24 protein-coding genes are annotated in these 24,669 nt (G+C 39.1%); 8 read left to right on the top strand and 16 right to left on the bottom strand.

The genetic code is table 11. The annotated features are described in order from the left end of the window. Positions 1-28: 28 nt before the first annotated feature. The 4 genes from GVX98_RS02515 to GVX98_RS02500 all read right to left on the bottom strand — a co-directional run bounded on the left by GVX98_RS02515 (position 29) and on the right by GVX98_RS02500 (position 3,622). A complete protein-coding gene (locus GVX98_RS02515; RefSeq protein ID WP_159127173.1) occupies positions 29-913 on the bottom strand; it encodes a hydrolase or metal-binding protein in 885 nt (294 codons plus the stop codon). A gap of 184 nt (positions 914-1,097) precedes the next feature. Beyond that, positions 1,098-2,141, bottom strand: coding sequence for a YqaJ viral recombinase family protein (locus GVX98_RS02510; RefSeq protein ID WP_159127172.1), 1,044 nt, complete (start codon positions 2,139-2,141; stop codon positions 1,098-1,100). Between the two features lie 143 nt (positions 2,142-2,284). Continuing rightward, positions 2,285-3,331, bottom strand: a complete 1,047-nt coding sequence (locus tag GVX98_RS02505; protein ID WP_159127171.1) for a DUF932 domain-containing protein — start codon at positions 3,329-3,331, stop codon at positions 2,285-2,287. Positions 3,332-3,397: 66 nt separating this feature from the next. After that, positions 3,398-3,622: a hypothetical protein gene (locus tag GVX98_RS02500; RefSeq protein ID WP_227557090.1), complete on the bottom strand. Its 225-nt coding sequence runs from the start codon at positions 3,620-3,622 to the stop codon at positions 3,398-3,400. Positions 3,623-4,315: 693 nt separating this feature from the next. On the opposite strand from GVX98_RS02500, the gene GVX98_RS02495 reads away from it, so the two are divergent. From GVX98_RS02495 to GVX98_RS02485, 3 genes are all read left to right on the top strand, one after another. Next, on the top strand, positions 4,316-4,732 hold the full coding sequence (locus GVX98_RS02495) for a hypothetical protein (protein ID WP_159127170.1): 417 nt from the start codon (positions 4,316-4,318) through the stop codon (positions 4,730-4,732). A gap of 50 nt (positions 4,733-4,782) precedes the next feature. Continuing rightward, on the top strand, positions 4,783-5,373 hold the full coding sequence (locus tag GVX98_RS02490; RefSeq protein WP_159127169.1) for a hypothetical protein: 591 nt from the start codon (positions 4,783-4,785) through the stop codon (positions 5,371-5,373). Positions 5,374-5,820: 447 nt separating this feature from the next. Beyond that, entirely contained in the window at positions 5,821-6,135 is a 315-nt protein-coding gene (locus tag GVX98_RS02485) for a helix-turn-helix transcriptional regulator (RefSeq protein WP_159127168.1), read from the top strand. A gap of 152 nt (positions 6,136-6,287) precedes the next feature. On the opposite strand, the gene GVX98_RS02480 is transcribed toward GVX98_RS02485, so the two are convergent. From GVX98_RS02480 to GVX98_RS02470, 3 genes are all read right to left on the bottom strand, one after another. Next, a complete protein-coding gene (locus GVX98_RS02480; protein ID WP_159127167.1) occupies positions 6,288-7,163 on the bottom strand; it encodes a type II toxin-antitoxin system HicB family antitoxin in 876 nt (291 codons plus the stop codon). A gap of 276 nt (positions 7,164-7,439) precedes the next feature. Next, positions 7,440-8,402 carry an inovirus-type Gp2 protein gene (locus tag GVX98_RS02475; RefSeq protein ID WP_159127166.1) on the bottom strand — a complete coding sequence of 321 codons (963 nt, stop codon included), beginning with the start codon at positions 8,400-8,402 and terminating at the stop codon, positions 7,440-7,442. Between the two features lie 253 nt (positions 8,403-8,655). Then, complete coding sequence (locus GVX98_RS02470; RefSeq protein WP_159127165.1) at positions 8,656-10,077, bottom strand: hypothetical protein; 1,422 nt, start codon at positions 10,075-10,077, stop codon at positions 8,656-8,658. Positions 10,078-10,324: 247 nt separating this feature from the next. On the opposite strand from GVX98_RS02470, the gene GVX98_RS02465 reads away from it, so the two are divergent. The 4 genes from GVX98_RS02465 to GVX98_RS02450 all read left to right on the top strand — a co-directional run bounded on the left by GVX98_RS02465 (position 10,325) and on the right by GVX98_RS02450 (position 12,834). Further along, on the top strand, positions 10,325-10,672 hold the full coding sequence (locus GVX98_RS02465; RefSeq protein ID WP_159127164.1) for a hypothetical protein: 348 nt from the start codon (positions 10,325-10,327) through the stop codon (positions 10,670-10,672). Positions 10,673-11,156: 484 nt separating this feature from the next. Continuing rightward, positions 11,157-11,534 carry a hypothetical protein gene (locus GVX98_RS02460; RefSeq protein WP_159127163.1) on the top strand — a complete coding sequence of 126 codons (378 nt, stop codon included), beginning with the start codon at positions 11,157-11,159 and terminating at the stop codon, positions 11,532-11,534. Between the two features lie 30 nt (positions 11,535-11,564). After that, positions 11,565-12,524 (top strand): hypothetical protein, encoded by a 960-nt coding sequence (locus GVX98_RS02455; protein ID WP_159127162.1) that lies wholly within the window; start codon positions 11,565-11,567, stop codon positions 12,522-12,524. A 37-nt stretch (positions 12,525-12,561) separates the two neighbouring features. Next, entirely contained in the window at positions 12,562-12,834 is a 273-nt protein-coding gene (locus GVX98_RS02450; RefSeq protein ID WP_159127161.1) for a pyocin activator PrtN family protein, read from the top strand. On the opposite strand, the gene xerC is transcribed toward GVX98_RS02450, so the two are convergent. Beyond that, a complete protein-coding gene (gene xerC, locus GVX98_RS02445) occupies positions 12,818-13,966 on the bottom strand; it encodes a tyrosine recombinase XerC (RefSeq protein WP_159127160.1) in 1,149 nt (382 codons plus the stop codon). The two genes, GVX98_RS02450 and xerC, sit on opposite strands and share 17 nt — an antisense overlap. A 142-nt stretch (positions 13,967-14,108) precedes the next feature. On the opposite strand from xerC, the gene dusA reads away from it, so the two are divergent. Further along, a complete protein-coding gene (dusA, locus tag GVX98_RS02440) occupies positions 14,109-15,116 on the top strand; it encodes a tRNA dihydrouridine(20/20a) synthase DusA (protein ID WP_171503321.1) in 1,008 nt (335 codons plus the stop codon). 76 nt (positions 15,117-15,192) lie between these two features. On the opposite strand, the gene GVX98_RS02435 is transcribed toward dusA, so the two are convergent. The 8 genes from GVX98_RS02435 to GVX98_RS02400 form a co-directional block, all read right to left on the bottom strand. Beyond that, the gene (locus GVX98_RS02435; RefSeq protein ID WP_004979118.1) at positions 15,193-16,083 is read right to left on the bottom strand and encodes a LysR family transcriptional regulator; all 891 of its coding nucleotides are present in this window, start codon (positions 16,081-16,083) and stop codon (positions 15,193-15,195) included. Between the two features lie 343 nt (positions 16,084-16,426). Then, positions 16,427-16,936: a hypothetical protein gene (locus tag GVX98_RS02430; RefSeq protein ID WP_004979114.1), complete on the bottom strand. Its 510-nt coding sequence runs from the start codon at positions 16,934-16,936 to the stop codon at positions 16,427-16,429. 64 nt (positions 16,937-17,000) lie between these two features. Next, positions 17,001-18,110 (bottom strand): DUF695 domain-containing protein, encoded by a 1,110-nt coding sequence (locus tag GVX98_RS02425; protein WP_004979111.1) that lies wholly within the window; start codon positions 18,108-18,110, stop codon positions 17,001-17,003. A gap of 99 nt (positions 18,111-18,209) precedes the next feature. Further along, positions 18,210-18,977 (bottom strand): ThiF family adenylyltransferase, encoded by a 768-nt coding sequence (locus GVX98_RS02420; RefSeq protein WP_159127158.1) that lies wholly within the window; start codon positions 18,975-18,977, stop codon positions 18,210-18,212. Positions 18,978-19,091: 114 nt separating this feature from the next. Beyond that, entirely contained in the window at positions 19,092-21,845 is a 2,754-nt protein-coding gene (gene acnA / locus GVX98_RS02415) for an aconitate hydratase AcnA (protein WP_004979107.1), read from the bottom strand. A gap of 127 nt (positions 21,846-21,972) precedes the next feature. Continuing rightward, positions 21,973-22,788, bottom strand: coding sequence for a TatD family hydrolase (locus tag GVX98_RS02410; RefSeq protein ID WP_171503320.1), 816 nt, complete (start codon positions 22,786-22,788; stop codon positions 21,973-21,975). Positions 22,789-22,800: 12 nt separating this feature from the next. Continuing rightward, positions 22,801-23,751, bottom strand: a complete 951-nt coding sequence (locus tag GVX98_RS02405) for an RsiV family protein (RefSeq protein ID WP_004979103.1) — start codon at positions 23,749-23,751, stop codon at positions 22,801-22,803. 47 nt (positions 23,752-23,798) lie between these two features. After that, a complete protein-coding gene (locus GVX98_RS02400) occupies positions 23,799-24,617 on the bottom strand; it encodes a hypothetical protein (RefSeq protein ID WP_004979100.1) in 819 nt (272 codons plus the stop codon). Between the last annotated feature and the right edge of the window lie 52 nt (positions 24,618-24,669).

The following is a 24,669-nucleotide window of genomic DNA, read 5'->3' as shown; positions in this document are numbered from 1 at the left end:
GGAGAGGCTGATCTCTCCTCTATACGTGTTAAATTAAAGCCACTACAGATCCGTTCAATTCCTGCTGTATATCAAAAGCATTGGTTTCATTGCTTTTAGGCTGCTGCTGATCATCCGAATAAAACTCTTCAACGACCTCCAATCCATCCTCTCCATCCATTTCAAAATGCGCATTGGCTAAGCCTTGTCTGGCGATATGGTCTAAAGCCTCCTGATAGAACCCAGCCTGTTTACTTTGCTCATCAATTTGTTTTGCCATGACAATCGCTTCATTCACGCTAATACGATCCTTCAAAGTTAAATCCACGTAATACACGGGCTGTCGATAACTCTGAGTTGTGCTTTTACCTCGTAGCGTCAATTGCAAAGGCAAACATGACAGCAAACCATTCGATGCTGCGTGGTAATAGCGGAGTCGTGCTGCCAAAGTCCGAATACTGTTAAAGCCTGTCGTTCTAAATACAAAACTGCCAAACTCATCCGATTCATCTAAATTCACATATAGACGACCATAGGGCTTACATAACCCTCCCTGTGCCAATGGACATAGATCAGGCGATGGACATGGATGTTGCTCTACTCCTTGATTGGTTAAGCGCTGACAAGTCTCACCGTTACCAATACACACAGGTCGGCCTGTTTGTCGGTCAAATAAGCTGTACTCTGCACGTAAGTTCAGTTCAGGATCATTAAAGATCATGCGTACTGGAATGCTTCTAAGTTTTTGGTTTTGAGCTTTAGCTCGTAGTTGCTCATCTAAGGGGTGTTTGACCCAACCTTCTTTATTTTGGATTTGGCTGGTAATGGTGAACTGATCATCTTTTTCAGGCAGGTGCTTGCCATTCTTCTCCACCATCTTACCGATGCTAATCCGACCTAATATCGGTGGTGTAATCGCTAAACCTTTAATCATATTGATGTCCTCAAGTTATTTTTGACTGTTGTCTGGTTGATATGTAGAAATCATTTATTTTTCAGATGCATAAACATCAGCGCAATTCAGTCCATTTTGTTCTCTGTAAGTACCTCGGTGCTTACAGGGAGCGGGGGCTGTTTTGCGCTTTTTTTGCAGATATGCGCTGAGTTGAATAAAGCCTTTAGTCATCATTGCAATAGATGTTGAAGCGCCGTGTGCCCTGCTTGCTTTGTGGGTACTGGTTGAGATATTCAGGGTGTGATTTGAGTAAAGCCTTGCTATCCAAGCTGATCGAGTCTTTTGACTTCTTCCATGTCACTGAGCCCGCTTTAAAGGTGGCACGCTCAGCCTCTTGCATCTGGCCTTGCAATTGGTGCTTGAGTAGCTCAAATTGCTGTTGGTATTTATCAACTTGATTACGTACTCGAATCAGTTGTTCAAACTGTTGATTGGCTTGCTCATCTTCAGATAAGTCTGTCGTACTGAGTGGCACATGTTCGGGATAAAGCAGTTGTAGAGCTTTGGCTGCCGACTCACTGGCATCCGCTTCAGGTGGGGTATCCTTTTCCACACAGTCCCAGAAGTAGCGTTCAGCATTGACGATGTGTTGAATCACAGACTCAGAACGCGTCACTTTGAAGATGCGGGTTTCATGTCCACAGATCAGTACACAAATGTGCGCTGCTTGTTTGCCTGTGACTGCTAACTGATGTTGTACTTGGCAAAGGACATAGAGCGGTACGCCATCTCGCCACAGCTTAGCCCCATATTCCCCTGCGGTTTTGCATTCCAGAATTTGGACCTCGGCATTACCCACCACGGAATAGTCCAAGTTAGCCAACATGAAATGCTTATCGGGATCAGGATGTTGCAAGACTGCATTGACCCGACGAACTTTATGCTGGGTGTGCATGCTGTAGTATTCAGCAACGAGCGGCTCTAACTGCTTGCCCCAATACAAAGGTGCATGGCCTTCGCTGTCATCTTCAATGTTTTGTTGAATCCGTCCTGTCTTGATCATCCACAGCTCTAGCATCGACATATAGGGATTGAGCCCACAAGCAGCAGCACAGTCACTGCTACCAATGCCCCTGCGTCTGACTTCCAGCCATTCGGCTTGAGTCATATTTTTAGTCTCTACGAAACGTTTTGCGGTAAACAGTTTTGGACGGTCAGCATGGATATGTGGTGTTACATTGTCTCGGTGAATTACGGCTGAGTTCATAAAGATTTCCTGTAATTGTTAAATTTTGGGCATAAAAAAAGCCACATCTGGAGATGTGGCAAAGAGGTGTCTGGATTTAAGGAAATTTACAGGATCATATTAATTTCATGTCCTGATCTTAAATCCTGAATCTGAATCGAAACTTAAACAACTAGACGTAGTGCTTGTTCGAGTCCACGTTGCTTAAGGCCTGCGCCTGCACCGAACCATGCTGAATCTAAGCGATGATCCTGACTCATGGCACGTCGCTCGTGGTCTGCAAATTCCGTGATTGAGCACAACAAGCCATAAGCGGTATCTTTGGCTGAACTGAGTTCTGCCCCACGACCATGTCCATTAAACATGCTCATGACTTTAGACATCGCTCGTCCATTCGGTTCAGTCTTGTTGTCAGCTTTGGCTGTGTGGTTGGCTTGGGTGGCGACATTGCGGTAGAACTGAATAATGCCCTCGTCTTGATCCGCATTGCTTAGGCTAGTGTTGTTAAACACGGCATCAAAGTAAGCTGCTGCTTCAGTCTGTGTGACTTTACGTTGACTGAGTTGTTTCATTTCATACATGTGTTCATCCCATGTACGCACTGAAATACCCAATTGCTGTTTAATCTTCTCTGCATCGAACTTGGTGCTGTGTGGCACTTTCACCACACCTGCACTAGAGTTTTGACCTTTTAAGGCAATCGCTAAGGTATTGTTACAGACCACCCGGATACTGGTGAATTGCGCCGTGGTTGCAAGAGTTCCATCACACGCGGTGGCTAAGAGGATGTAACCATTACTGACATCCTTGCCTTTCAAAGCAGATGTTTGCCCTGTTCTGGCTAATGCCCAGAATTTCTTGCCGCCTTTCAGAACCCCTGCGGTTTCCAGCTCAAAGCCTGATTGCTCTGTTAAATCACGATAGAATTCTAAAATCTGTTTCGGTTGCACTTCCTGATAACGCTGACTGACCACAGATAACGGGGCATGGGTATCAGATCGATACAGTACTCGTTGTTCCTCATAGGGCATGATGATGCTTTGACCCCGTTGGTTTTGGGCCATGTAACTGACATCAGAGGATTCAATGCGCCAATCCATACCTGCCTGCTGTGCCCAGACTTCAATCGGTTGGTTTTGGCTGAGTTGATTGCCTAGGCCATGCCAAGGGGTTTCACCGACATAGGCCATGTGTTCTAGTTGATGTGCCATAAAATAATCCTGATTGTAAATAATGAATATTTTGAAATGTGTGAAGAAGTAGAAATTAGATACGTGTTATTTGTGCAATGGCGGACGGCAAGCGGCCTGTGTCTGATCCGCAATCACGAGAATCACGCCGCCCAGCATGGCCCCTGCGATCCCACCAATGAAAGGTGAATAGCCCAATGACTTTGCCAACGACATGCCCAGCACAGCCAAGGTGGTCGGTGCATTGCTGAGACCTAAGCTCTGCATCATTGGCTTGATTGGTTCACGCTGCGGGAACATGGCATCTTCCATCTGATCAAAATCTCGATACGGCATAAAAAAACTCCTGAATATGGGTGCTATCGCTCAGCTGCTCATTCATCCTGAGATGAAATCAATGTTCAGCTTCTGCTTCATTCAGGTGTTATGTATCTGAAATTATTTACAATCTGTTTTTGGTTATTATTTAAGCCACAGTGGTTTAAACATTAAGAAATGAAATTGACCCGCTTTCAGCTTGGCATTATGATGGGCTTGCTGGCCTACATTGCCAGTCGGTTTTAGCAGACCGTTTCCTAAGTGCACTAAAAGATTCTTTCTTTTGGTGTGTGCCCTCGTGCTCCCCTCTGCGGTAGAACGGGAGGGGGACACCTTCGGGTGTGCTGATTCTTAGGTTCAGTCTGCTAACCCCTTTTCGTTCTGCCACCATTATTTAGCAGTAATTTGGTAGAACTTCTTAAATACCTAAGGAGTCAATCATGACTGTTTTTATTCTTGCTACGTATTCCCCGCCCGTGCTCCATTTCTATGGCACGTTGCCTGATCTCGTCGATCCGATGACGGAGTAATTCGGCAAAGCTACACCTTTGTAGATCATCAGCCATGCTCATTGGAATTGCATAATACATTGTCATTGTGATGGACAGACTCGTCTAAAACATTGCGGTCAAGCCATTGCTGCGCGCTCTATAAAGTATCCAACAACAATAATCAGGATCTAACTTCATGAATAAACAAATCAAGACCTTTCTACAATATGGGGCAATTGCAGCCTGTTTATCTGGCTCCAGTCTCAGCCATGCCGATATGAATCAAGTGATGGCACTCATCAACAATCCATCCACAGCACCTGTAGTGAAACGTTGTGAGGGCAATGTAAATTGCAATGCGTTTGTGGCACTTAGCAAACAATGGCAGATCATCCCTAAAGATGACCCACTGCGTTATTTCATCTACAGCGGTGATTTGAATGCCCTCATTCGAGAAGGCAAAGATTTACATGATCAGCAACTCTTGGACCTTGATGACTTTGCGTATCAAGTTTTTGATTATCGTGCTGAGAATTTTAATGACCGATGGCTGTATGTCAAAGGATTAAGCATTCTGAAATATGTGCAACGTACCCAGTTTGCAGCTCAGTAAGCCAGCCCTTTGGATTCACCCTCATTCTCGATTTAAAAGGACATTCCGCCATGAAAAGACTGCTCATCACAGCTGCAATTTTTACCGTACTCACCGCATGTAATAAAACACCTGAAAACACGACCTCTGCAACAGATACAGCAGCTGAATCAGCTCAGCATGAATCCGATGCTCAGCTCAATGACCATGCGGCTGAGAATCAAGCCAAAGAACGCGAAGCTGAAGCTGCTGCGATAGCGCATGACCGCTATGACCCAGACAGTATTTATGAAGGTGCTGAAAATATTGATATTCCACCACCACAACTCAAAAGAAAACTGCTGCTGGGCGAAGCGCTTGAAGTGAAGTTCAGACCTGCCGATACTTATGTTGGATTTACAGTCATTACGTCTACTGTCTTAGACAGCACCCGCTTAAAAGTGGTCTCTGAAGTTGACGATGTACTAGATAAAGTCGAAATGAACAATCCAAACTGCAAGGTCATTGGCGTAGAACCGTATACAGTCGAATTTCCTAAGCGCGTCTACTATGGCAATACCTTCAACCTGATTTTGGATGGCTGTACAGCTAATGAAATCAGTGAAGTTTATCTGTATACCACACGTGGCAAACTCACCCACCGTGCCATTGTTGAAGAATAACCTCTATGCTGATCAGATTGGTTAAACTAAAAAATACTCCCCGCCTATAATCAATCAAAATTGTTTAACTGAGATAAACAAATTTGTGAAGCAATGATCATATCGAAAGCGTGGAACGTGAAGAATCATAAAAAAGCCGTTCTAGTACGCTGAACCCTAGGACGTCTTTGAATAACATATTGATACTTATATGAAATTTTCAAGAATTTCGTATAACGTGTATTATGTTAATTTTAGGATTTCTTAACCTAAGAACATCAAATAATTGGCTAGAATCAATAATTTTTAGTATTGCAGCATCACTAAGACCTTAAAAGCACTATAAACTTGCTTCGCTCGTATTTTTTCAAAAGACAAGTATTTGATGCATCAAATACTTGTCTTTTGAAATCATTAGCACTAATATAGTTCCAATAATTAACATCTAGTACAACAAAAGGATACGTAATGGAATCATTTAGCCCAGAAAATCCAAAATTTCACGAAACTCTTCGTGAAAAACGTAATGCTCTTCATTTAACTCAAAATGAACTTGCGAGTGCTCTTGGTATTTCAAATGTAATGGTACAGCGTTATGAAATGGATAGCTCCAAGAAAAATAGTGCTAGACCAAGTCCTGCTACTATGAAGAAAATTAAAGATTTTTTTTCAGAAACCACAAAAAATACGAATAAAAGACCATTACAAAATATTGGGCTTGAGGACTTACTTACAGAACTCAAAGAACGTGGTTTTCAAGTTCAACTGAATAGCATCGTGTGATTTTTTTAGGTTATCTAACTGGATCAGCAGTTACATTAGTTCGAATTTTAGATGCTCATCCAAGCCTTATTTAAAGAATAACTTTAAAAATGGGAGCTAAGCTCCCATTTTTAATTTTGTATAAACTCTATTATGTTAGTTTTAAATTATTTTCATGGATCAAATGTACTGTCATCCATAATTACACCTTCTGATTTCAAATATGCTCTAACGAATTCATTACACCAAGTATAATTTTCTTCAGCTATTTCTGTATCTAAAAAAGATATATTAGAATCCCAGAAAATTCTGAATAACCAATACTTGAAGCTTCCATTTTCTAAATACTTTTCCTGAGTAATTTGGAAGCCTTTTTTCTCATATTTTTGCTTAAAATTTTCTAAAAAGGTTTTCACATTTGATTCATTTTCTAGAAAAATTCGATCCCCATTGAAAGGGAATGAATATGGATGATAGTTTCTAACTTCATGTGGAGTTAAATTGTGTACCAAAAGATCAACATAATTCTTAGAATTTCTTTTAGCATATTCTATAAATGTATGAATATAAGCAAATTTAGTTGGATAGTAAGCTGGATTATCATCTCTTAAAGAATTAAGTGATGAGACTCGAACATCTTTCAACATATATACTTCTTCTTCTTTTTTTAATAAATCCTCTGTTGCTTTTAACAAAAATCCAGATCGAGATTTATAAGATGGATTTTTTAGTAATACCTCTTCAATTCTTTTTAATTGGCTTCTTGGAAAACTAATAGTCACTTTATCAATAATATCGCCTAAATGATTTGGTTCAATTTCAACAACAGAAAAAAGACTACCTTTTAGATGATCACTTCCTAAAAGAACTGATATTTCAGTAGGTTGAATAAAATTATTTTGCAATTCTTGAACCATTTTCATTTTCGCCTGTCGTATTCCTTCTTCAATAGAAGATGCACTGAATGCTACTTCAGGGAGATCTGGTGCAATAAATTCATAATCATCAGAATCGTCTAAACATTTTTTAAAAAACACAGAATAAAGCATAACTCACCAGGTACGTACTTACGTAAATATTAATATATACCACTTAAGTACGTACAAGTATAGTCTTTTAATACCACTCGGATTAAGTTATTAAATTTTATATAGACATTTTAATTGGTGAATAACAACTTATGCTTATGATTCTATTTCACGAGAAATTTTCTACATCAAAGACTGGCTTTTTATTTCAATCAGCAATTTAAGCACAAGCTTATCAAACTAATTCATTCTACATAGCATGTGTAATGCTGTAATACATTACACATGCATTCTGTATCAAGGGTATGCGTCACATAGTTTGAAACCAGCACATTCCTTTAAAACGTTTACGGCACAGCCTCGACGTTTATCAATCTCATACTGCCCTTTACCAAAGCTACGCATTCTCTGTGTTTTAACTCGTAAATGCTGATGGTCTTTTTCAGGATTGACCAGATACATCGCAGTATTAATTGCATTTTGTACCTGTTCAGGCTTGTTACGGTGGATCATACCAATGCCTAAAATACCTTTTTGATTAAAGCGTTCTTTGTATTCAGGAGAGTTTGAAGTAAAAACATAACCTTTCCTCTCTGTTATGTTAGTCCAACATTGCCCAACCTGTATGGCCATACCGAAATCTTTTTGGTGCTTATGTCCATCATAGATCAGTAATACATGGCAGTGATACCCCTTTTTCTCACCCTGCTCTATTGCCCATGCGTAACCCTGTAAGTCTTTAAAGCAAGTATCTTGATTCTGTATACGGTTAATGAAGATTCGTAGGTAATGATTAAACTGTTCTATACCGACTTCATGCTGATGATCTAGTGCTATACTTAAATCAATGCGTATAAACAGCAATTTCGAGTAGTGTTTAGTCAGTTGAGTTAGGTACTCTTCTAAACCATTACGATTTCTTTTTTCTTGATTCTTAAACCCTAGTAACTCTAAATTAACATCTTGAGAATAAGCTAAAGCATTGTTCCATAAGTAACGTAATTCAAAATTACTTAAATCATCAATGCTCTTATGTCCTAACAATATTTTATCTAATGAACATACCATTCTCTTAAAGACACAGATACTTTCACTGTACTGCAAATGAAGTTTATAAACTGCTTTGAACTTGGGAACCAGATCATTCAATATATTCTTAAATAGAGTTTCATTAAGTTCATTTTTATAGATTGACTGTATAAACTGATCCACATCAATCAAGATTTTTGATTCGTTATCATTTAATAGCATTAAGCACATATAATATCCTAGTGAATGTTTAACACATACCACTAGGCATTAAGTTATCTATTACATACAAATAAATGGTATGTAATAAACCTAATTGGTTAATATAATAAATATACTAATACTAAGATATATATTCATTATATTAAAAACCCACTAAGAGCAACAAAGTAAAGTAATCTTACTTATGAGAACCAAAGCTTGTAGACCTCTGTATATTACGTGAAATCTAAGCTAGCTACACAAGCTAAAGTTACGTGAGCATTCACCCAATAGACCTGCCAAAGATAGCCGTAAATATATCACCCACACCTAGGAAATCCTTACTTTCAGAGCACTCAGAACTACTATAAAAATTGGATATAAAGCTATCCATTTTGTCTGACAATGTATGAATAGGTATCCTATAAAATAGTTTTGTTTCTTTTAACTGGATCTCTAAATGTGTAAACAGACTACTTCCTTTTCCCATTTTTATTAATTCCACATCTAACCTCTCATCAGATTTTAAAATTTCAGATATCCTTTCTATTAGTTTTTTAAAATCATATTTAGCTTGATCATCAAAAAAACCTCTCCGATGCTTTAATACCTCTTGGCGGAATTCCACATCGTAAATATTATTTTCTTTTTTATACTTCCAGTGTGATGATATAATTGAATTACAAAGATCAATTTTATTCTTAATATTAGAAGTCCTTAATTCAAAAACCTCATCAAAATAAACCAAACTAATTAAGGCACTAACTAACGAGTCTGCTCGAGCTAAATTTTTATCCCTATTATTTATCCCATCAAGTACTGAAATTATTTTATGTGACACCTGTCCTAGCCTTTTCAGCTCAAAGTCAATATATACTTTTTCAGTCGTACCTCTCCTTAAATAATCCAATCGCATAGATTGATACATTAAAATATAATCTGTAAAAATATTTGCTATTTTGTTTGGATCCTCATCAAGATGAATATTCAACTTCAAAAAAGCCTCATTCAAATCACTATTATAATGCTCTATAAAGGCTTTCTTAGTATTTAATAATGGGCGATTATAACGAAACAAAGGACTAATATTATTTTCCAATTGTGCATAACTAGGTCGAAACAGGGGTCCTGAATTTTGATTATCTATAACCTTAGAATCGTTATCAAACTGATGGTAATTAAAAAATAATACAACATAATCTCGTAATAAATCTGTCACATCCCAATCAGGAATTAAATTAGGTAAATACCAATCTTGACTTTCAAGTTGATTTAAAACATCATCCAATATTATTTCAGCAGATTCACTCCCTTTTATTCTAATTATAAATTTTTCTTTGACTTTATTATAAATACATAAAATCTCACTTAAACTCATCACATAACGAATTAAATATTCATCTTGTGAGGTAATTTTCTCAGTTTGTATATAACCAATCATATAATCCAACAAACGACGATCATTAATTAGGTCATCAATAATCCCTTTAATCTCATCTTTTTCATACTTATTCTTTCTAATCAAAAATAACTCTAACTCATGTACTAAATCGGCTTTTATAAATCTTTTTTGCTTAACAAGGAATGCATATGAAGTAGGAAAACATGCCTTAAATTTCCTTATTTCAATCTCATTTTCTATTAATCTTCTTACTATCGGATGGGCAATATCATAAATTGGATGCTTAAAATTCGTCTCTGCCATAACAACCCCCTAAAAATTCTGACTTCAATTTCTTAAATCTTTATTTCCATTTCAGCAAAATAAACTCAGTTAAATCAGGCGATCTAATTGGAGTTTTAAATGAAATCCTAAAAATTTATTGATCATTTTCAATACATTAATTTCAAATATTAGCGTAAACAATGTATTGAGCCAATAAAAAACACAAAAGTGTTTATTCGTAATTTTAGCTATCTAATTATTACATTATTAAATATGCGAGATGTATATGTCAGAAATTAAACCTGTAATAAACCTAAAAACTTCTAAACCAAAAGCTATAGCAATACTGCTTAAGGTTGAACCTTTACCTTTAAAAATTGAGTCTCTAGATAAGTTCTTCAAAAAAATTGAAGTAGATTCTGGCGATATGTCTAAGTTTGACAAAACCCAGCATACAGCAAGACTTTCAGACACTCGGATTGCTTATGATATTGATTTGCAGCGCCAATATTTATTGTCCGAAAATCCTCAATTATTTTTGATTTTTCGATGTATTGATCTTGTCAACTATATTAAAAATATGAATTTGGCTTGTGCTTACCTTGAAGACATACCCAGTACAGGCTATTCCTAGATGGGTTGCAAATGATCACTCAGTACTTGGACCGCTTAAGGAAATTATTACTCTAAGTCAAGAATCAAATAGTGATCAATATCTATGCATTCATTATTCATGTGTAATGGCTGTTTTAGAGAAATTCAGACCTTATTTTTTAGAGTTTTTAACTTTCTGGAATACACCTGCCGTACCTATCACAATCGACAACGGCGAAAAAAAAAGTCTGGCTGAGTTACTCAACACGGTCACAAGGGAATTAAGTGAACAAATACAGAGTGACACATTTAAGACATCTATCAGACAAAATACGAGAGGTGCTGAAGGTCGGATTAAAAGTGCACAAAAGTACTTACTAACTTTGCGAAACGAAAATCCGAGCTTAATCGTGATATGCGCAGATTTGATAGTCGACTCAAAAGTTAACGACGGAAATATTGATGAATCGAATACTGTTTTTGATCTATTTAAGCGTGCCTTAGGAAGGACTAAACGACTCAGTATGAAAGGTTTTATTTGGAAGTTAGAGCGTGGCTTTGACAATAATTTTTACTATCACTGCATTTTCTTCTTAGAAGCGAATAAAGACATGACAACACCTCAAATGGCAGAACTGGTTATTGAGCTATGGAATAAAAAGCTTCGTGACCAAGGCTACATCCCACTGTTATCTAGCCAACTAACGCATTTCAAAGATCTTGCGGTTGGGCATGTCGGCTCTAGTGATGATTATACCTATGAACAATTGTTCAACCTTATACGTTATCACTGCAAGAAAGACCAGTTCATCGTACATAAAAGTATGTCGGGTGAACTCACCTTTGCTACAGGACGCTCACACTCAATACGCCAGCATTTAGGTCGTCGAGCAAGCATTTAAAGATTTAATTAACTTTATTAGGTATTAATGATGAACCAAATGATTTTACCCACAATTAACAATTTTGATTTTAATACCCCCTGCAACTTAAATATCCAGCCACTAAATTTTTACTCCTCTCAACAACAAGCTTTTATTGAGATGAATAAAGATGCAAAGGCTATTGAAAGTGGAAAGTTTAAATTAACTATAAATAAGCAAATTAATCCACAAGCCATAAGTCTTATTAATAATCTCAGAATTCTTTCTCATCAAAATATGTTTTCCAATCCAGCATGTGAAATAAATCCATATTTACAGGTTTTATTTGATGAAAGCCAGAATCACATTCACTCTACTTACTGGAGCGGTCAAATGCCTAATCTGTCATATCAAGATTACTTCATTGGTTCATTTAATCGCATAGGTGAAGCCCTCACAAAAAATAAATGTGCTTTAAAATGTGCTTCTTGGAGGAAAGAACTCGCTATTCAAACCAATCAGCAAAAAACTAATACTGATAAGTTGCTTAAAAAGTACAAGCAAATGAAGTGTGAATATATTGAACTGCCCTTTGTTCCAGATCGCACTCTATGCGTTAACCTTACTCTAGAACAAAAGGAAGCCTCTTATCCCACCGTATTAAAATCATTCTTAAAAATGTGCCATGGAGCTGAGGGGCTTCAAGGCACATTATGTGATATGCAATGGCGTTTTGTTAAAGGTTTAGATGGTGTACCAACTGCTCATATTCTTATGTATGTGGTTGGTGATGATATTAATTACGCACCTCTTCTAAGTAACAGCTGGAACAAAGTCTGTATTGAAAAAGGTCTTTGTACTCACTCCTCACAAATTCAGATTCGAAGCATTCATTGTTATCAAGGTAATGGTCTTGCTAGTAAACACTGGAAAAACTTAATTGATTCTTGCCAAGCCCCCCTAGAGTTTTACCGTTACAAGGTAAATGGTTTGAGCCATGTCTGGAAGTCCTATACGGGAAATATCTGAAATTTAAATAACCTAATATTTTTCAAGGAATTGATTAATGGGAGTTTTGAAAATTGATACATCAGACTATCTATTTATGAAGTATCGCTCTATGACCATTGAACTGATGATAATTGTTGCAGACTATTATCCTCATCTTAGTAAAGCTGAAGCACTGAGAAAGGCGAATAATCAAGAGTTCCCTTTCTCAGTTTTTAAAATAGATCAAAGTAAACGTGCACCTTTTTTAGTGCACATTAAAGATCTGGCAGATATTTTAGACAGTAAGTATTCAGAAGCTTCAAAAGATTTTGCTACGTTTCATCGATGAGGCGTAGCACCTCTTCTAACTGCATAGTATTTCTTCTTGCCTTCACTGACACATAACGCTGTAAACTACTCCAAGAGTCATGCAAGCTGACCTTCTGAATCTCAGGAATCGTAAAGCTCTGTTCTGCTAAGCGTGTACAGCCTTCATGTCTCAGATCATGAAATCGTAAATCATCAATACCTAACATTCGGCATGCTTCTCTAAACTCCTTACCTAAACTTTTCGGATTCAAAGGCAGTAGCAAATTTTCATCATGCCCAAGCTTCAACATCCGTTCACGAACTTCTGACTGCTTTAACCTTTTAATCATTTCCTTACAAGGATCAAGGACATCAAATGATTTATGATTGCCTTTGGAGCCATTCGGATTCTTTAGATCATGTACTTTCCATGTAGAATGATGTGAATCATAATCCCGCAGATGCAGTCGTGTTAATTCAGCTTCACGTCTGCATGAAAAAATAGCAAACCACATAATCAAATGCATTGGATACTTAGAACCATAACGGTTTAGCTTCCATCGTTCTGTAAAATACTTAGTCAATGCAATCAGCTCATCCGTTGAAGGAAGTCGGTCTCTTTTTTGACTAGAGGATATTTGGCGTGTTTTTCTTAACTGAGCCGTAGCCTTATCAAAACCATTTAAATCAATATCCATTTCCCACATAACAGCAGCATGAGAAAGCACACCACGGATATGTAAAAGCTCATGTTGCTGTGTACTAGTCGCAATAGGCTCAAGTTCCAAATGAGGGACACCTCCCTTCCTTAAAGCAACATGCTCGGCCAAATGTACTGATTTTATTTTTGTGATAATATTGCGCGCAATTGGTAGCTTCTTAATTAAGAGCAGAGAATAGCGTTTCGTCCTTCCGTACTCGCTCCCGACTTCATCCAAATATTTATCTATGGCATCTGATAAGGTCAGATCAATCAGCTTTTCTTTGCCAAGCAAAATATCAGGATTTTCTTGAATTTCGACTTCTCGTTTCTTAACCCAGTTTTCGGCCAACTTCTTTGAGTGAAATGTTTTACTTTCAGAGAAAGTAGGAAAGCCCTTTCGATTAACTCGAATCGCAGCACGATAGTTAACTTTGCCATCTGCACCTTTCCTTGCTGTAATTGACCCCATAATTTACACCAAAACCTGTTTCTTTGATTATGGTGTAAAATTTGGTGTAAATGCAAACCGATTAACCCACCTAAACACAGGTTAAAACAGATTCTCGCAGGTTGAGAAACACAGATTAAAGGTATGATTTTTAATGACTATTATCAAAAACATTGAAAACACTCAATCTCCGCGAATCAGCGTAGCACCGATGATGGATTGGACGACCAAAGATTATCGTTTCTTTGCCCGCTTATTTAACCCGAATGTCATCCTTTATACCGAAATGGTGACCACTGGCGCGATTCTGTTTGGCGGTGCAAATCGCCATCTCGACTATAACAATGAAGAGCACCCGATTGTGCTACAACTCGGTGGCTCAAATCCTAAAGACTTAGCCACTTGTACCAAAATGGCACAAGACTGGGGTTATGATGAAGTCAATTTAAATGTCGGCTGTCCAAGCGACCGTGTACAAAATAATAAAATCGGGGCCTGCCTCATGGCAGAACCTGACCTCGTCGCTGAATGTATTGCTGAAATGCAAAATGCCGTGGAGATTCCAGTCACGGTAAAGCACCGTATCGGGATTGATGACATGCATTCTTATGAAGAAATGCTACATTTTGTCGATACAGTTGCGAAAACGGGCTGCAATAATTTTATCGTACACGCACGTATTGCCTTGCTTCAGGGGCTTTCTCCGAAAGAAAACCGTGACGTTCCCCCACTGCGTTATGAAGATGTCTACCGTTTAAAGCAAGAACGTCCAAATCTATTGATTGAGATTAATGGCGGAATCAAAACCTTTGCAGAAACGCAAGAGCATCTCAAACATGTTGATGGTGTGATGATTGGTCGTGAGGCCTATCATAATCCCTATCTTTTGGCTGAACTTGGTCAATTATGGAATTTGGATCTGCCTGATCGTTTTGAAATTATCGACCAAATGCTGCCGTATATTGCAAAGCGTATGCAAGAAGGGGCACCATTGTCGATTATCACTCGTCACATTCTAGGCTTATTCCAAAATCTTCCAGGTGCACGTAAGTGGCGTCAGGCTTTAAGTGGTGGTAATGCAAAAAGTTTTGCTGATGTCGAAAATGCGATTATCAACATTAAAGATGCAATGCAACGCACTGAAGATTATTTAAAAGAACAGTCGGTCTAATCGCAATTGAATATTTACATCATTCAAAAATTTTGCGCCATGCCAATCTGTTGAATCCAACGATGATCTGTACAGATCATCGTTGCAAACGCTGCAGCAAATATTCAGCACTTTTCTGTATCACCTGATCTGCATTTTTACGCCACGCCATCACCACATCGGACAAACTATTTTCAGCCTCCAGAGGAACTAGCCTCACCTGCTCCGGCAAAATCTCTGTAAATTCTTCAGGGACAATACAAAGCCCAATATCAGCAGCAACCAGCTGAAGTTGGGATACTTTACGGGACTGGATAGGCGCTTGCTTTGGAGTAAAACCCGCATTGAGGCAAAGGTTTGAAACTAAATAACTCAGCCCACCTCGTTCAGCATGTGGTGTCGAGACAAAACTTTCATGTCTTAACTGCTGAATTTTGATAATTTTCTCTGTGGCTAAAATATGACGTGGGTGCAAGGCTACATATAATGGCTCATGATAAAGCTTTGCCACCTGTAACTCATCAAAGTGATTTAAAACAGGTGGACGAATAAAACCGACGTCAATATTACCCGTCTTGAGCGCTAGAACCTGATCTTCTGAAGATAAAGTATTGAGTTCAAAATGGACCCCGAGATGCCTTGAGGCTTGATCAAATACTTTGACTTTTTCCAAGCTCATTATAATAGTACTTGAGTGTGCAATTTTAATGAGTCGATTTTTTCCATTTGCAATATCTTTAGAGTTTTTAATAATATGTTCTAAATTCAGTACATTATTCTTAAGCTGAATATAGAAAAACTGCCCCGCTTTAGTCAGCTTTATTTTTTTATCAACCCGATCAAAAATTTCAAAGCCAACTTCCTCTTCTAAAAGCTTGATCTGTCGACTCAAAGCTGATTGAGCAATAAATAACTTTTCAGAAGCCGCGATAAAACCGCCCTCTTCGACAATTTTAATCAAATAATTAAATTGCTTGAGTGTTGCCATTATCATCTCAAAATTAGATCAACCCTTATTTATTCTATATTAGATTAGATCATTTAATTTAACTAGACTTTACTTAAAGAAGCTTAGATATGAGAAAGATCATGGGAATATCCAAACAAATATTGGTGTTAATCTGTATTCTCAGCACCTTGGTTTTACTCCATCTTTATGATGGTTTTATCAAGAAACAAACGGGGAAAAATAAGCATCCAATCGAATTGACATCCTTAGAAGACTGATTAGCGCAATACTTAGGTCATACTCATTATGCTTTCCACACGTTAATTCTCAGTTGCTCATGATCTCTGCTGAGTCAATCGAAATATAGTATTTCAAAAATAGGTTATTCACGTATGCAAGATTTCACTAAAGCACGCTTGTCTATATTGGTAACACATTTGATTGTTTCAGATTTAAAATCATAATGATAGGAAATATATTTTCCTGTAATAAGCTCACTGACGAAGGGTTCTTTTCTAAAATAAGCCGTGGTTATACAGTGGTGTAAATCAGGCTTAGCATTGACTTTGATCTGTTCAACAAATTGACTTTGCTGACGAATTTGATCCTGTAATTTTAAAATACGATTCATATTTTGAAATTCTACAGATTGAGCAATCTGTTGTATATTTTTAAAATGACAAGCTTTCATTATATCATCATGATACTGATGCATTGACCAAACCAATAATGACTGTATATCACTCATCATTTCTTTGGCTTCATTGACCTGTTTTAAAACATAAAAATGACGAACGGTTGAATAAATAGCATATACAACGCCACAACTCAAAATGATCCCTAAAGCCACTATTTTAAAATCAAGTTTGAAACGCTCAGAAAAATGAGTCATGGAGTTGCTTTATCCCGTTATATTTTAAAAGTGCTTCAGGCGAACTCTTCTTTTAAATAAGAGCTTAACTGGTAAATTTACTCAGAGCACGCCAGTATTTGTCTTTAAACAAACTGACCTCTATTTCAAAGTTGCCTTTATATTTTTCAATCACTTGATCAATGACCTTGGATGGTTTTCTAAACTCTTTACACGCAAAATATATAGTTCTTAAGTGATTACCCGTTTCACGACCTATATTTAAATAGCCATCCACATCCTTAAGCTCTTGTAATAATGAATCTTCTATCAAATCCATCAGTTCATAATCTGTAGACGTAGGCATACCATTTGAATGCTGACCATCATAGGAGATTTCTATCAGCATCATCCACGGATGCGAAGCTTTTTGATCCCATGTTAAAAGTGTGCGATTTAAAGTCGCCAGCAACGGTACACCTTCATTGGTTTCACCTTCCAAACTGACAAATTCATCGGCATCCGTATTTGAACGGGTAATTTTGTCTAATCTTGAAATTTCACTACTTTTTAAAATTAAAATGTTTTTGAGCAAGTGAATCGGTAGCAATTCGTTTTCGGCATCTTGCTTAGACTGGACAGAAACATTGTCCAATTTGGTGACCGCATCATACTCGCCCAAATAGTTATCGAGAAAAATATACACAGCCTGTAAAAACGCATCGTTTTCAGCTGCATTATATTTATCATGTACCACGACCAGATCAATCTCATCGGGATACTCGGCTTGCTGATTAAAATAAAAAGACAAAGTCTGCTGACTAAACTCATAGCCATGCATATTAATCCCGACTTGATGAATATCGCTTTCAGGTTTAAGCGCAGTGAACTTCCACCCTGCAATCTCAGGTGCAGCTGCAATCAGCTCTTCCACAAAAACAATATTTGGAATGATGCCATCGGGGGTAAGAATTAATTCAGCTGTTTGTGAAGTTAACATGCCCGTCAGAAAAAAGATGCCGCTATGGACTTTTTCCAGTTCAGGCATCAGTTGATCAAAGAAATCTCGCTCGATTTCAGTTTTACTGCCTTGATTCACAATGTGGTGAAAATGCTGTTGATGCTGCTGAAACCATTGCCAAAATGCAGTATATGCATTTTCATTCGCAGGCGTTTTTTGTTTTTGAGAACCCCATAATTTTTTTAAAAAGCTCATTTTTCTTTTCTCTTTTTTCTATTGATTTCAATATTTTTTGTGGTCTATGGACTGTATCAATATATCGATGTATACAGTCCAATTAAACCTAAAACAGTCTTATTGTTTCGCTTTCATTCCATCTAATTTTTTCAGCACTTCCGCCACTGCCACCATCGCAAAGCTTGAAGTCATCACCACCGCAGAACCATAGCCACCACAGCGTAGGCCTGCACTTGGACACACATCTGCACTGGAAAATGGATTATCAATCGAATAGACACAGCTAATGCCGAACTTTTCTTTTGGTTTTTTACAAATCCCCATGCCACGCAACTGGGTTCGAAGCTTTGCCAACATGGGATCTTGTTCGGTTTTAGACAAATCAGCCACTCGGATTTTCAATGGGTCGAGCTTACCACCCGCTCCCCCTGAAACAATCAATGGGATCTTATTAAAACGACAGTGCAACATCAGTGCTAATTTAGCTTTGACGTCATCAATACAATCTAAAATTAAGTCTGGTCGATGTTCTAAAATTTCTTTGACGTTTTCTGGGGTTAAATAGTCATCGATCAAATTGATTTTGATTCGTGGATTGATGGATCGACAACGCTCGGCCATCACTTCAATTTTTTCATGTCCCAAGGTTGAACTCATGGCTGGCAGTTGACGGTTAATATTCGAAGCCGCAATCGAGTCCATATCAACCAGTGTTAATTCGCCAATGCCTGTACGTGCTAAAGCCTCTACTGCCCACGAACCTACACCACCAATTCCAATCACCATCACATGACTTTTTTCATAATATGAAAAGGCCTCGTCTCCATAAATTTTGGCTACACCAGCAAAACGGCGGTCATATTCATCATGTTGCAGATCAGTCATGCGTACATCTATATCGGTAAAATCGTGTTCATTTTACCTGAATACGACCTTGGATTGAATGTATCGCTACAAACAATAAAGCCCTGCTACTGACAGGGCTTTATTTCATTGAGATTAGGCTGCAATTAAATTACGCAGTACATAATGCAAAATGCCGCCAGCTTTAAAGTATTCCACCTCATTCAAGGTATCAATACGGCACAACACTTTGAACTGGATTTGGCTGCCATCTTCTCGAAGCACCTGAATTTCCAAAGTTTGATGCGGCTGGATATCATCCGACAGTCCATGAATCGAAAGCACTTCACGACCTGTCAAATTTAAGGATTGGCGCGTTTGTTCATCGACAAATTGCAATGGCAATACTCCCATACCAACCAGATTCGAACGGTGAATGCGTTCAAAACTTTCGGCAATCACCGCTTTAACCCCCAATAAGTTCGTGCCTTTGGCAGCCCAGTCACGTGATGAGCCTGTACCATACTCTTTCCCAGCAATAATGATTAACGGCGTATGTTGCTGCTGATAAAGCATAGAAGCATCATAAATCGGCAAGGTTTCTCCTGTTGGAATATAGATCGTGTTCCCACCTTCTTCACCGCCGAGCATTTCATTCTTAATGCGGATATTGGCAAAAGTGCCTCGCATCATCACCTCATGGTTTCCACGTCGAGACCCGTAAGAGTTGAAGTCTTTGGGTTCAACCCCTTGCTGTTGCAAATAGCATCCAGCGGGGCTGTCTTTCTTGATATTACCCGCTGGGGAAATATGATCGGTGGTGACCGAGTCTCCAAGCACAGCCAAAATACGTGCCTGTTCAATATTGGTAATCGGTTTCGGTGGCTGACCAATCTCTTCAAAAAATGGCGGATGGCGAATATAGGTTGAATTCTCTTGCCAAGCATAGGTCTGACTTTGAGGAATCTGAATCGCCTGCCATGCTGCATCACCATCAAATACTGCAGCATATTCTTTATGGAACATCGCGGTATTCACGCTCTGTAGCGCATGATCAATTTCAGCCTGACTCGGCCAAATATCTTTCAAGTAAACCGCTTGCCCATCTTTGCCTAGACCAATCGGTTGCGTGGTCAGATCTGTACGGATATTGCCCGCCACACCATAAGCCACCACCAAAGGCGGCGAAGCCAACCAGTTGGTTTTCACCAAAGGATGCACACGCCCTTCAAAGTTACGGTTGCCTGAAAGCACTGAAGCAACATTCAGATCATGGCACTGAATGGCTTCTTCAATGGGTTCAGGCAGTGGTCCAGAGTTACCGATACACGTGGTACAACCATAGCCAACAAGGTTATAACCCAACTCATCCAAATACGATGTTAAACCTGCCGCAGCCAAATAATCGGTCACCACTTTAGAACCGGGCGCAAGCGAACTTTTCACCCACGGTTTACGCTGTAGGCCTTTTTCAATGGCTTTTTTGGCAAGAAGTCCTGCAGCCAACATTACACTTGGGTTTGAGGTATTGGTACATGAGGTAATGGCTGAAATCACCACATCACCATGATTCAATGGATAGGACTTTCCATCAATAGTGCAAGATGGCTCCTCATGCGGTAGATTGGCTTTTTTAGCTTCAACAGCTGTGCCACCACCTTCATTTTCTAAACGCTCTTTGGCTTCTTTGGCTGGCTTGAGATTTAGTTCCATCAAGTCATGAAAAGTTTTAGGTACATCTGACAGCAAAACACGATCTTGCGGACGTTTAGGGCCTGCCAAACTGGCCTGCACTGTACTCATGTCCAAGCTCAAAGTATCGGTAAAAACGGGTTCATCACCTGCATTTCGCCATAATCCCTGCGCTTTACTATACGCTTCAACCAAATCAATCCGTTGTTGCTCACGACCTGTCAACGCTAAATAGGCCAAGGTCACATCATCAATCGGGAAGAAACCACAGGTTGCACCATATTCAGGGGCCATATTGGCAATAGTTGCGCGGTCAGCCAAAGGCAAGTCGGCCAAACCATCGCCATAGAATTCAACAAATTTACCAACCACACCTTTTTGGCGTAGCATTTGTGTGATGGTTAAAACCAAATCCGTTGCGGTAATACCTTCATTGAGTTTTCCTGTGAGTTTGAAACCGATCACTTCAGGAATCAACATGGATACAGGCTGCCCGAGCATCGCCGCTTCAGCTTCAATCCCGCCAACACCCCAGCCCAGCACGCCTAAGCCATTGATCATGGTGGTATGTGAATCTGTTCCCACCAAGGTATCAGGGAACGCAAAAGTTTGTCTCTCATCCTCCCCTAGCCATACCGCTTGAGCCAGATACTCTAAATTGACTTGATGGCAAATTCCTGTACCGGGCGGGACAACGCTAAAGTTATTAAAAGCTGATTGTCCCCAGCGTAGGAATTGATAACGCTCACCATTGCGTTGCATTTCAATTTCGACATTTTCAGCAAAGGCATCTTTATCCGCAAAATGATCGACCATCACGGAATGGTCAATCACCAAATCGACAGGGGACAAAGGATTAATCAAATTCGGATCGCCACCCGCTTGTGCCATTGCGGCACGCATGGCAGCCAAGTCAACCACAGCAGGAACCCCTGTGAAATCCTGCATCAACACACGTGCAGGCCGATATTGAATTTCCTGATCAGAGCTTCTGGTTTTTTGCCAATCGACTAGGGCTTGAATATGCTCTACTTTTACACTTTTTTGATCTTCAAAACGGAGTAAATTTTCGAGTAAGACCTTTAAAGACTTGGGTAAATGATCAATATTACCCAATGTTTGGGCGGCTTGAGGGAGGTTAAAAATTTGATAGGATTTTTCACCCACCGTGAGTGTTTGTAATGCATTGAAACTATTGATTTTGCTATATCTGGCCATTCGGTTGCCCTCCCAGTATTGGCGAATTTATTTATTATGATGTTCTTTCTTTAATGTAAGCCTGTTTAGAAAAGAATGTGTTCCCTTTTGGTTATCTTATTTTTATCGAGATTATTGTCTTATTCTTCTAAAATTTTAAATGCAACGCAGCCAATGAGTTCTGCCAGAGTTGAGTTGCTAACGACCGCTCAGACTGATCCAGTGTCTGTGCGAGACTCTCCAAAACATAAGGTAAATTTACCGGTGTATTGCGGGTGCGATGCTCGGTCGATGTTTGACAACACAACGGTGTCATATCTGGACAGTCCGTTTCAATCACCAAATGTTCACTACCAAGTGCTTGCACCACTTGATGCAATTTTTTGGCATTTGGATTGGTGATTTGCCCTGTCACCCCAATTTTAAAACCGAGTTTGACCAAGGCCTTGGCTTCTTCCACCCCACCACTAAAGGCATGAGCGATACCACCGAATTTAAATTTTTGGGCTTTTAAAATGGCAATACTTTCTGCATGTGCTTTGCGAATGTGCAATAACACAGGTTTTTGATATTGCTTAGCAAGTTCTAATTGTTCAGAAAAATAAGATTGCTGCTTGGCGAAAATTGCAGGCTGTTTATGCTCTTTTAAAAAGGTGTCTAAACCAATTTCACCCACAGCTACGCAGTCCTGCTGCTGCAAAACCTGCTCTAAATGCTGTAAGTGTTTAGTCTGATGCTGTTCGATATAAAACGGATGTAAACCTGGTGCAAGGTAAGAGCACGGAACATTCTTCCAGCTTTTTAATTGCTGATGTGTCTGAATCAGCGCATCAAATCGTGATTCAAGAAAACCAATAAGGACCAGTGCCTCTACCCCAACACGTTTTGCTTGCTCGGCCAAATGTTGCCGATCAGTATCAAAATCGGCAACATCAAAATGAGTATGGGTGTCGAACAGAGGCAAGCTCATGCTTGATTAGCTCTTGGCTTCTGAAGCAGCCTGTACGCTCTGTTTGGCTTTGGGTAAATACTCAGGCTTTAAAATTTTCTGGAGTTGATCATAGCCAAGAGTTAAGCGCGGTAAACCCACCACATAAGGGCCAATTTCATACTCGCCATATTGCAAAATCAGACCTTCAGTGCCCAAGTAATAATTGTTACTCAAGCTAAACTTCCACGCTTGCTCATATTCATCGACATTGGTCGCTAACTTAGAGTCGACGACCCAAGCACGAAAGGCTTCATGCGCTACTCTATTTAACGCCGCCTTCTGATTCGGCAACAATAGATCATCCAGACTCACCAGCTTTTGCTGCTTCAAGTCAAAATTATAATAATGCTGTGATGATGAACCATGTGCACCGCCTAAGTAGCTGCTGGTGTTCAACACCACCGTGGCCAAAGGATCTTTGGCATTTAGAATTTTCGGCTTAATCATCAAACTAATTTGATGGTTAGAACTTAAGGCTTTCAACTCTTGATCTAAACCCAGAAAAGCAGCCAAATAAGGTTGAACTTGTTTCTCTAATTTCAGTTTAGGGGTGAGGACTTGGCCCACTACCGCAGGTTCAGAACTTGCCGCCACAGCACTTGATGCCTCGGTAGCAGAACTGCTATGCATAGGCGAAATATCAATAATCTGCGATAAATCTTTCACAATTTGTTGATCAATAAAATCATCAATAAACGCTTGATTACTTTGCAAACGATCAATGTTTAATTCTGGGCAAGCATTGCCATCACATTCAGGTAATTCGAATTGTAATTTTTCGGTGTCACCGACCAGCTTTAAGGCTGTTTCTATCTCTGAAGCCGCTGTGGTTTGCGTTGCAGGAGTTTGAGGCTCTTTATCTTTTGGTTGGCAGGCTGTCAAACTGATTGCAGCTGCAAGTACGCTGATTGTAAATATTGTTTTGCTTTTTAACATAAATAACCTATTACCTTGTGAAGCCAGCTCTTGCTTTGGCCAATGCATTAAAACAACTGGGTATAGACATCGGCTTTTAATACCTGTTGAGTTTGTGCTTTCGTCAAATAAATATCAAGCTGTGTCCCATCTTTTACAATCTCATGAGTCCGATAATGTAAACCGATGCCCTCTTGGTCAAAAAACCAATCTGCTTGCCCCCAGTACAACTTCGCTGGTGCAGATTTTCTCACGTCAGGTTCTTGTTTCTTCAACCAGTCTTGATACGCTTTTTGCACCAACACATTCATCGCCAGTTGCTGTTTCGGGTGAATTAAATCTAATAATGCCACCGCTTTTTGGTTTTTACGATCCGCAACAAAGAAATAATAACGTTCCTTAACATTTACATTCTCTTGATTGGTATCAACCCCAATTTGCATGAGCACAAACTGATTGCGCTGATACGGTATACGGGTATACATCGCCAAGCTATAAGCCTTGTTACCCTTAAATTCGGCTTGCCATGTATCCGACTTTTTCACATAGGCATTAATGGCTTGCTGTAAGTTCATGTCTTGTTTTAAGCCAATTTGATCTTGAATCACTCGAGCCTGACTTTTGGCAATCCATTGGTTTAACCACGGATCTGCCGTTGTTAGACTTTGCAGATCTAATTCAATACAATTCTTGGTTTCACAAAATGGCTGTGCAATATCAGCCGCTTGTTGCTGAATATTTAAATACGGTAAGACCTCAGCCTGCTCTGTTTTAAATACCGAGCCTTTGGCATCTGCATCTGTCTCAGATTGTTTAGAGGAGTCACATGCCGTCAATAAGACAGTCAAACTCACCAATGTTGTATAAATAGCCTGTTTCTGCAACATGCGTCTTCCATGAAATTCATGATTAAAATAAAGTATCTTGCATAATAAAACA

Source organism: Acinetobacter sp. 8I-beige (assembly GCF_902505955.1).
Lineage (GTDB): Bacteria > Pseudomonadota > Gammaproteobacteria > Pseudomonadales > Moraxellaceae > Acinetobacter > Acinetobacter johnsonii.
Note: the sequence above shows the minus strand (reverse complement) of the source record. Positions and strands in the feature narration are given on the sequence as shown.

Excerpts from the sequence above, each read along its gene's own strand:
- GVX98_RS02515 (WP_159127173.1), bottom strand. The coding sequence starts at position 913 with ATGATTAAAGGTTTAGCGATTACACCACCGATATTAGGTCGGATTAGC.
- GVX98_RS02510 (WP_159127172.1), bottom strand. The coding sequence starts at position 2,141 with ATGAACTCAGCCGTAATTCACCGAGACAATGTAACACCACATATCCAT.
- GVX98_RS02505 (WP_159127171.1), bottom strand. The coding sequence starts at position 3,331 with ATGGCACATCAACTAGAACACATGGCCTATGTCGGTGAAACCCCTTGG.
- GVX98_RS02500 (WP_227557090.1), bottom strand. The coding sequence starts at position 3,622 with ATGGAAGATGCCATGTTCCCGCAGCGTGAACCAATCAAGCCAATGATG.
- GVX98_RS02495 (WP_159127170.1), top strand. The coding sequence starts at position 4,316 with ATGAATAAACAAATCAAGACCTTTCTACAATATGGGGCAATTGCAGCC.
- GVX98_RS02490 (WP_159127169.1), top strand. The coding sequence starts at position 4,783 with ATGAAAAGACTGCTCATCACAGCTGCAATTTTTACCGTACTCACCGCA.
- GVX98_RS02485 (WP_159127168.1), top strand. The coding sequence starts at position 5,821 with ATGGAATCATTTAGCCCAGAAAATCCAAAATTTCACGAAACTCTTCGT.
- GVX98_RS02480 (WP_159127167.1), bottom strand. The coding sequence starts at position 7,163 with ATGCTTTATTCTGTGTTTTTTAAAAAATGTTTAGACGATTCTGATGAT.
- GVX98_RS02475 (WP_159127166.1), bottom strand. The coding sequence starts at position 8,402 with ATGTGCTTAATGCTATTAAATGATAACGAATCAAAAATCTTGATTGAT.
- GVX98_RS02470 (WP_159127165.1), bottom strand. The coding sequence starts at position 10,077 with ATGGCAGAGACGAATTTTAAGCATCCAATTTATGATATTGCCCATCCG.
- GVX98_RS02465 (WP_159127164.1), top strand. The coding sequence starts at position 10,325 with ATGTCAGAAATTAAACCTGTAATAAACCTAAAAACTTCTAAACCAAAA.
- GVX98_RS02460 (WP_159127163.1), top strand. The coding sequence starts at position 11,157 with ATGAAAGGTTTTATTTGGAAGTTAGAGCGTGGCTTTGACAATAATTTT.
- GVX98_RS02455 (WP_159127162.1), top strand. The coding sequence starts at position 11,565 with ATGAACCAAATGATTTTACCCACAATTAACAATTTTGATTTTAATACC.
- GVX98_RS02450 (WP_159127161.1), top strand. The coding sequence starts at position 12,562 with ATGGGAGTTTTGAAAATTGATACATCAGACTATCTATTTATGAAGTAT.
- xerC (WP_159127160.1), bottom strand. The coding sequence starts at position 13,966 with ATGGGGTCAATTACAGCAAGGAAAGGTGCAGATGGCAAAGTTAACTAT.
- GVX98_RS02435 (WP_004979118.1), bottom strand. The coding sequence starts at position 16,083 with ATGGCAACACTCAAGCAATTTAATTATTTGATTAAAATTGTCGAAGAG.
- GVX98_RS02430 (WP_004979114.1), bottom strand. The coding sequence starts at position 16,936 with ATGACTCATTTTTCTGAGCGTTTCAAACTTGATTTTAAAATAGTGGCT.
- GVX98_RS02425 (WP_004979111.1), bottom strand. The coding sequence starts at position 18,110 with ATGAGCTTTTTAAAAAAATTATGGGGTTCTCAAAAACAAAAAACGCCT.
- GVX98_RS02420 (WP_159127158.1), bottom strand. The coding sequence starts at position 18,977 with ATGACTGATCTGCAACATGATGAATATGACCGCCGTTTTGCTGGTGTA.
- acnA (WP_004979107.1), bottom strand. The coding sequence starts at position 21,845 with ATGGCCAGATATAGCAAAATCAATAGTTTCAATGCATTACAAACACTC.
- GVX98_RS02405 (WP_004979103.1), bottom strand. The coding sequence starts at position 23,751 with ATGTTAAAAAGCAAAACAATATTTACAATCAGCGTACTTGCAGCTGCA.
- GVX98_RS02400 (WP_004979100.1), bottom strand. The coding sequence starts at position 24,617 with ATGTTGCAGAAACAGGCTATTTATACAACATTGGTGAGTTTGACTGTC.